General features: G+C 67.3%; 9 protein-coding genes. 1 reads left to right on the top strand and 8 read right to left on the bottom strand.

The genetic code is table 11. The features are described from left to right. Window positions 1–139 precede the first annotated feature (139 nt). The 3 genes from VA603_RS08925 to VA603_RS08935 form a co-directional block, all read right to left on the bottom strand. Entirely contained in the window at window positions 140–1,072 is a 933-nt protein-coding gene (locus tag VA603_RS08925; protein WP_323438577.1) for an MBL fold metallo-hydrolase, read from the bottom strand. Between the two features lie 83 nt (window positions 1,073–1,155). After that, window positions 1,156–1,449, bottom strand: a complete 294-nt coding sequence (locus VA603_RS08930; RefSeq protein WP_132862479.1) for a hypothetical protein — start codon at window positions 1,447–1,449, stop codon at window positions 1,156–1,158. Between the two features lie 21 nt (window positions 1,450–1,470). Then, window positions 1,471–2,772: a tryptophan--tRNA ligase gene (locus tag VA603_RS08935; RefSeq protein WP_192286919.1), complete on the bottom strand. Its 1,302-nt coding sequence runs from the start codon at window positions 2,770–2,772 to the stop codon at window positions 1,471–1,473. A 122-nt stretch (window positions 2,773–2,894) separates the two neighbouring features. On the opposite strand from VA603_RS08935, the gene VA603_RS08940 reads away from it, so the two are divergent. Continuing rightward, complete coding sequence (locus VA603_RS08940) at window positions 2,895–3,719, top strand: hypothetical protein (protein ID WP_323438578.1); 825 nt, start codon at window positions 2,895–2,897, stop codon at window positions 3,717–3,719. A 70-nt stretch (window positions 3,720–3,789) separates the two neighbouring features. Here VA603_RS08940 and VA603_RS08945 read toward each other — a convergent pair whose 3' ends face one another. The 5 genes from VA603_RS08945 to VA603_RS08965 all read right to left on the bottom strand — a co-directional run. Further along, window positions 3,790–4,011, bottom strand: coding sequence for a CsbD family protein (locus VA603_RS08945; protein WP_132862476.1), 222 nt, complete (start codon window positions 4,009–4,011; stop codon window positions 3,790–3,792). Window positions 4,012–4,201: 190 nt separating this feature from the next. Further along, window positions 4,202–4,336: an entericidin A/B family lipoprotein gene (locus VA603_RS08950; RefSeq protein ID WP_132862475.1), complete on the bottom strand. Its 135-nt coding sequence runs from the start codon at window positions 4,334–4,336 to the stop codon at window positions 4,202–4,204. A 65-nt stretch (window positions 4,337–4,401) separates the two neighbouring features. Next, the gene (locus VA603_RS08955) at window positions 4,402–4,554 is read right to left on the bottom strand and encodes an entericidin A/B family lipoprotein (RefSeq protein ID WP_132862474.1); all 153 of its coding nucleotides are present in this window, start codon (window positions 4,552–4,554) and stop codon (window positions 4,402–4,404) included. Window positions 4,555–4,877: 323 nt separating this feature from the next. Continuing rightward, window positions 4,878–5,798 carry an arginase gene (rocF, locus tag VA603_RS08960; protein WP_132862473.1) on the bottom strand — a complete coding sequence of 307 codons (921 nt, stop codon included), beginning with the start codon at window positions 5,796–5,798 and terminating at the stop codon, window positions 4,878–4,880. Then, window positions 5,771–5,965: hypothetical protein (locus tag VA603_RS08965; protein ID WP_323438579.1), on the bottom strand; the 195-nt coding region annotated here is incomplete at its 5' end. The genes rocF and VA603_RS08965, both read right to left, overlap by 28 nt.

Consider the following 5,965-nt stretch of genomic DNA (forward strand, 5'->3'; position numbering starts at 1 on the left):
GGCAGAGCGGGTGATTTTACGTAGGAAGCCGACCAATGAGTAGGAGCGGCCTTGGCCGCGAAGCCGACAGCGCATCGGGCATCAAAGGATCACCGTTCGTCCTTTCACGTCGGGCTCACCACGAACAGCACCCAACACCTCAGCGCTTGTCCCGGTCCAACCAGCACTCCAGCCCCTGCGCATTGAGCTCGATATCCATGCCCAGCACGCGCCGCACTTCGTTCTCGTCCAGCGAACTGCCCAGATGCCGCAACCGCGCCACATACAGGCCGGCCAGCGCCTCCACCAGCACCGTGTGGCGCTGCGGCAGGCCATCGCAGCGGCGGGCGATCACCACCATCGCGTCGATCTGCTCATGCAGTTCCGCCGCCAGTCGCGCGGTATCAACCACCCGCCCGTAATGGGTCAGGTACATCGCCTCCGGGCGGCGTGCCATCAGGCGCTCGATCGAGGCATGCATCGCCTCGGGCTCGAACTGCACCGGCGAGGACGTCGGCACGATGAACGCGCCGGCAGCGCTGTCCAGCTCGCGGTAGGACAGCCCGAAGGCATCGCCGGTGAACCAGCTGCGGCTGGCCTCATCCCAGATGCAGTGGTGGTGGCGTGCATGCCCGGGCGTGTCGATGCATTCCAGCGCGCGGCCGGCCAGCCACACCCTGTGCCCGTCCTCGGCCACCACCACGCGCTCGGCGGGCACCGGCAGGATCTGCCCGTAGCTGCGCGCGATCTCGGCTTGGCCATACACCGCGGTGGCACCGGCGATCAGCCGCGCCGGATCGATCATGTGTTGCGCGCCGCGTGGGTGCACCACCAGCCGCGCATTGGGCAGCTGCTGCATGAGCGCACCCGCGCCGCCGGCATGGTCCAGGTGCACATGGGTCAGGATCAGCCAATCGATGTCGGCCGGCTGCAACCCGGCCTGCGCCACGCTGGCCAGCAGGTTCGGCAACGAATGGCTGGTGCCGCAGTCGACGAAGGCGCCTCGGCCGTCCTGCACGATGAGGTACGCCGCATCGAAATGATCGCGCTGGAACGCGGTGTCGATGGTATGGATGCCATGTTCGACGGACATCTGCACAACTCCCACGGGAACCGGCTTCGATCCTGACAGCCACCGCCAGGCGGCTCAACCCGGACCTTGGTCGCAGGCGTGGCTCAGCGTCGCAGCACGCGCGGGCGCAACAGCAGCGCCAACACCATCACCGCCAGGAAGCCGCCGTAGGCGTACAGCACCGCCATGATCTGTTTCCAGAGCCCGTCGGCCACCTCGGCCGCGCCCACCCGGTAACCCCAATGCATGAAGCCGGCGCTGACCAGCAGCGCCAGCACCAGCATGCCGGCGTCGAACAGGGTGCGGGTGCGGTGGCGCGGCTGGCGCGGGAACCACCAGTACAACGCCCCCATCACGCAGAACCAGGGGAGGAACAACAACAACGACAACCAGGCCATCGACGCATTCCTCCCGTGGGTTCAGTCCTTGGCAGCGGCCTCGCGCAGTGCCTGCAGCGCGTCCAGCACCGGTGCCATCTCGGCCTCCAGCCGGAACAATTCGCTCTGCAGCGCATCGCCCTGCTCGGCCTGCTTGATCACCGCGATCAGCTGGCCGGCATCGCGCGGCGAATCAAAGCCCTCGCTCTGGATCAGCAGCTGGCCTTCGCCGTCGAGCAGCTTGAAATAGAAGCGGCCGTCCTTCTCGCGGTATTGCTTGAACAGTGGCAGCGCGGCCTTGGCGACCACCGCGGCCTTGGGCGCATCGCCGGCGGTGGACAGGTCGCGCAGGCCCACCGCATGGCGCAGCTCCTTCAGCAACGGGATGGCGAACTGCTCGCGCAGCTGCTGGCCGCGCTGGCGCAGGATCGCCTCGATCTTCTCCGGCTCGGCCATCAGCGCGTTGTAGCGCTCGCGCAGCGGCGACAGCTCGCCGTCGATGCGCTCGAACAACTGCTGCTTGGCATCGCCCCAGCTGATGCCCGCGGCAAAGGCCTGCGCGAAGGCCGCGGTCTGCTCCGGCGTGGCGAAGGCCTGGTACATCTGGAACAACGCCGAGCCCTCGGTGTCCTTCGGCTCGCCCGGTGCGCGCGAATCGGTGACGATGGAGAACACCAGCTTCTTCAGCTCCTCGCGCGGGGCGAACAGCGGGATGGTGTTGTGGTAGCTCTTGCTCATCTTGCGACCATCCAGGCCGGCCAGCGTGGCCACCTGCTCGTCGATGATCACTTCCGGCAGGGCGAAGTACTCCTTGCCGTAGACATGGTTGAAGCGCTGCGCGAAGTCGCGCGCCATCTCGATGTGCTGGATCTGGTCACGCCCCACCGGCACGCGGTTGGCGTTGAAGATCAGGATGTCGGCGGCCATCAGCACCGGGTACATGAACAACCCGGCGGTCACGCCCGCGTCGTCGTCCAGCTGCTCCTCGCGGTTCTTGTCCACCGCGGCCTTGTAGGCGTGGGCGCGGTTGAGGATGCCCTTGCTCGCCACCACGGTCAGGAACCACATCAGCTCGGTGGTTTCCGGGATGTCGCTCTGCCGGTAGAACCACACCTTGTCCGGGTCCAGGCCACAGGCCAGCCAGCTGGCGGCAATCTCCAGGGTCGAACGCTGGGTACGCTCGGGCTCCTGCGACTTGATCAGGCTGTGCAGGTCGGCCAGGAAGAAGAAGCTCTCGATGTCCGAGGCGCGGCTGGCGGCGATGGCCGGGCGGATGGCACCGACGTAATTGCCCAGGTGGGGGGTACCGGAGGGGGTAATGCCGGTAAGGACGCGGGTAGTCATGAACACAAATCTGACGGACGGATTAACCGGCCCAGTGTAACGCCCCGGCCGGCTCCCTGCCCCCAACCCCACCGGCCGCGGCGGGACGTTCCAAGCCGCGTACCCCGCCAAAGGAGCCCGCCATGTACCGTTTCTGCGCCAGCCTGCTGTCCGTCCTCGCCCTGAGTGGCTTCAGCTACGGCCCCGTGCCGCCCCCGGCTGACGGCCCGGTGGCGGTGTCCATCATCGACCGCGATGGCGAGGGTGACCTGGACCAATACCCGCACCGCGGCCAGCGCTGGGTGGCCGGCAGCCCGGGCCACCGCTACAGCGTGCAGTTGCGCAACCGCACCGGCGAGCGCGTGCTGGTGGTGCTGTCGGTGGATGGCGTCAACGCGATCAGCGGCCAGACCGCCTCGCCCGACCAGTCCGGCTACGTGCTGGAACCGTGGCAGAGCAGCGAGATCACCGGCTGGCGCAAGTCCAATGCCGAAGTGGCGCAGTTCGTGTTCACCGACCACGGCGACAGCTACGCCAGCCGCACCGGCCGCCCGGCCAACGTCGGCGTGGTCGGCATCGCCGTGTTCGAGGAAGCCCGCGCCCGGGTCTACGACGACTACCGGCCGATGCCGGCACCGCGCCCGATGCCGCGCGGCATGGCCTCGGAGGCCCGCGCCGACAAGGCCGCTGCCGCGGAAGCATCGGCGGCGATGCCGTCCGCGCGCAGCCCCAGCGCCAACCGCCAGCAGCTGGGTACCGGCCATGGCGCGCGCGAGTGGTCGCAGTCCTCGTTGACCCATTTCGAACGCGCCAGCCGCACGCCGGTGCAGGTCAGCCAGATCCGCTATGACGCCCGCTCCCGCCTGGTCGCGATGGGCGTGCTGCCGCGCTACCGCGGCGGCAACGCCGCCACCCCGCAGGCCTTCCCAGGCGGCTTCGTGCCCGACCCGCCGGCCCGTGGGCGCTGAGTGACGGGCACGCCGGCAATGGAAAGGGCCGCTGGACGCGGCCCTTTCCCCGGCAAGGTACCCACGCGACTCAGTGGTAGTCCGGGTAGTCCTTGTGCAGGGCCTTCTGGAAGTCACGCACCTCGGTTTCGGCGCGGTCCTTGGCCCAGCCGTAGCGCTCCTGCAGGCGCCCGGCCAGGTATTCGGCGTTGCCTTCGGCGATGGTCAGGTCATCGTCGGTCAGGTCGCCCCACTTGGCCTGCGCCTTGCCCTTGAGCTGGCTCCACTTGCCGGAAATGATGTCTTTGTTCATCGGGCTGTCTCCGTTGGGGGAAAACGCGCTCAATCCGCGCAGGACCAGAGTGCCGCCGATGGTGTTGCCATCGGGTCCATGAAACGTTGGACGGCGATGATGTTGTTGAACACGTCTTCAGCTCACTGCCCGCCGACAATGAAAAAGGCCGGCATATGCCGGCCTTTTTCATTCATGCGGTGCGAGGCGATCAACGCTTCGCCGCATCCTCCACCTTCTCGCCCGCCTTCTGCACGTCCTTGCCGGCACCGGCAACGGTGTTGCAGCCGGACAGGACGGCGACCGAGAACAGCGACAGCAACATCAGGGCAACCAAACGCTTCATGTTTCATCTCCTGGGTGGGTTCAGTGGTCAAACCATCGCGGTGCGGGCGGCGCACCGCACTGTGATCAGCACTTGCCGTCGCTGCAGTCCTTCGCCTTGTCCTCGACCTTCTCGCCAGCCTTCTGCATGTCCTTGCCGGCACCGGCAACGGTGTTGCAGCCGCTGAGCATGCCGACCGAGAACATTCCCAACAGGGCCAACATCAGCACTCGCTTCATTCGATGACTCCTTCATTCGACTGCGGCTGCCGGTATCGAACACCGGTCGTCCCGCGTGTGAAGGAGAATCTGGCCGTTGCGCCGTGCAGTGGGCGTGAACATCACCGGCTCACGTTCAGGCAGGTCGCGATGGCGTCAGTGCGGGGTGGCCGGCGCCGGCAGGCGATGCGGCGACATGGGAGCAGTGGGTTTCCCGTCTGGTTGCGGCCCCGGATAAAACGTTGCCACGCCACGGGCAACGGGCCCTGCCGGCGTCGCCGCTTCCCTGCCAGGCACAGGGGAGCGCGTGGAGCGCTCGCGTCGAGCGCCCCACCTACCTCACGTCAGTCCCGCATCAGCGTCGATTTGCCGAACAGGCTTTCCACCAGGTCCACCGCCAGCTCCGCGGTGCGGTTCTGGTGGTCCAGCAGCGGATTGAGCTCGACGATGTCCAGCGACCCCATCCGCCCGGTGTCGGCGATCATCTCCATCACCAGCTGCGCCTCACGGTAGTTCACGCCGCCCGGCACCGTGGTGCCCACGCCCGGTGCGATGCTCGGGTCCAGGAAGTCCACGTCGAAACTCACGTGCAGGTGCGTGTTGGCATCGATGCCGTCCAATGCGGCTTCCATCGTGCGCTTCATCCCGGCTTCGTCGATGTAACGCATGTCATAGACATCGACGTTGTGCGTCTTGATCAGGCGCTTCTCCTCCGGGTCGACCGAACGGATGCCGATCTGGTGCACCTGCGCCGGCGTGATCGCCGGGGCCTGGCCGCCCAGGTGGGTCAATGCTTCCGGGCCGAGGCCGCACAGGCAGGCCACCGGCATGCCATGGATGTTGCCCGACGGGGTGACATCGGAGGTGTTGAAGTCCGAATGAGCGTCCAGCCACAGCACGCGCAACTGCTTGCCCTGCTCGCGGCACCAGCGCGCCACGGCGGTGATCGAACCCACGCCCAGGCAGTGGTCACCGCCGAGCATGATCGGCATGCGCCCGTCGCGCAGTTCGGCGTAGCTGGCCTCCATCAGCGCGTGGTTCCACGCCACCACTTCCTGCAGGTGGCGGTAGCCCTGCACCGGGCCGGTCCATGGGTTGCGCGGGCCGTCGAGGTTGCCGACATCGCGTACATCCACCCCACGCGCCGCCAACGCCTCCGGCAAGCCGGCGATGCGCAGTGCCTCCGGCCCCAGGCGCGCACCGCGATGACCGGCACCCACGTCGGTGGGCACACCGATCAACGAAACAGGACGAAAAACAGCCATACCACCTCCATTTCAGATGAAACCAGTTTAGTCGCGCGGCCCGCATCCGACCTGCCGCAGTGCAGCAGAGCTGGTTCATGGGCCGTCCTGCACACGATGAATGCACAACCCCTGCAGGCGTATGACGGCAGGCCCGGACGCGCCACGGCGTCGGGCACCGCCACCAC

The sequence above is a fragment of the Stenotrophomonas capsici genome (assembly GCF_034961085.1).
In the GTDB taxonomy this organism is placed as follows: domain Bacteria; phylum Pseudomonadota; class Gammaproteobacteria; order Xanthomonadales; family Xanthomonadaceae; genus Stenotrophomonas; species Stenotrophomonas capsici.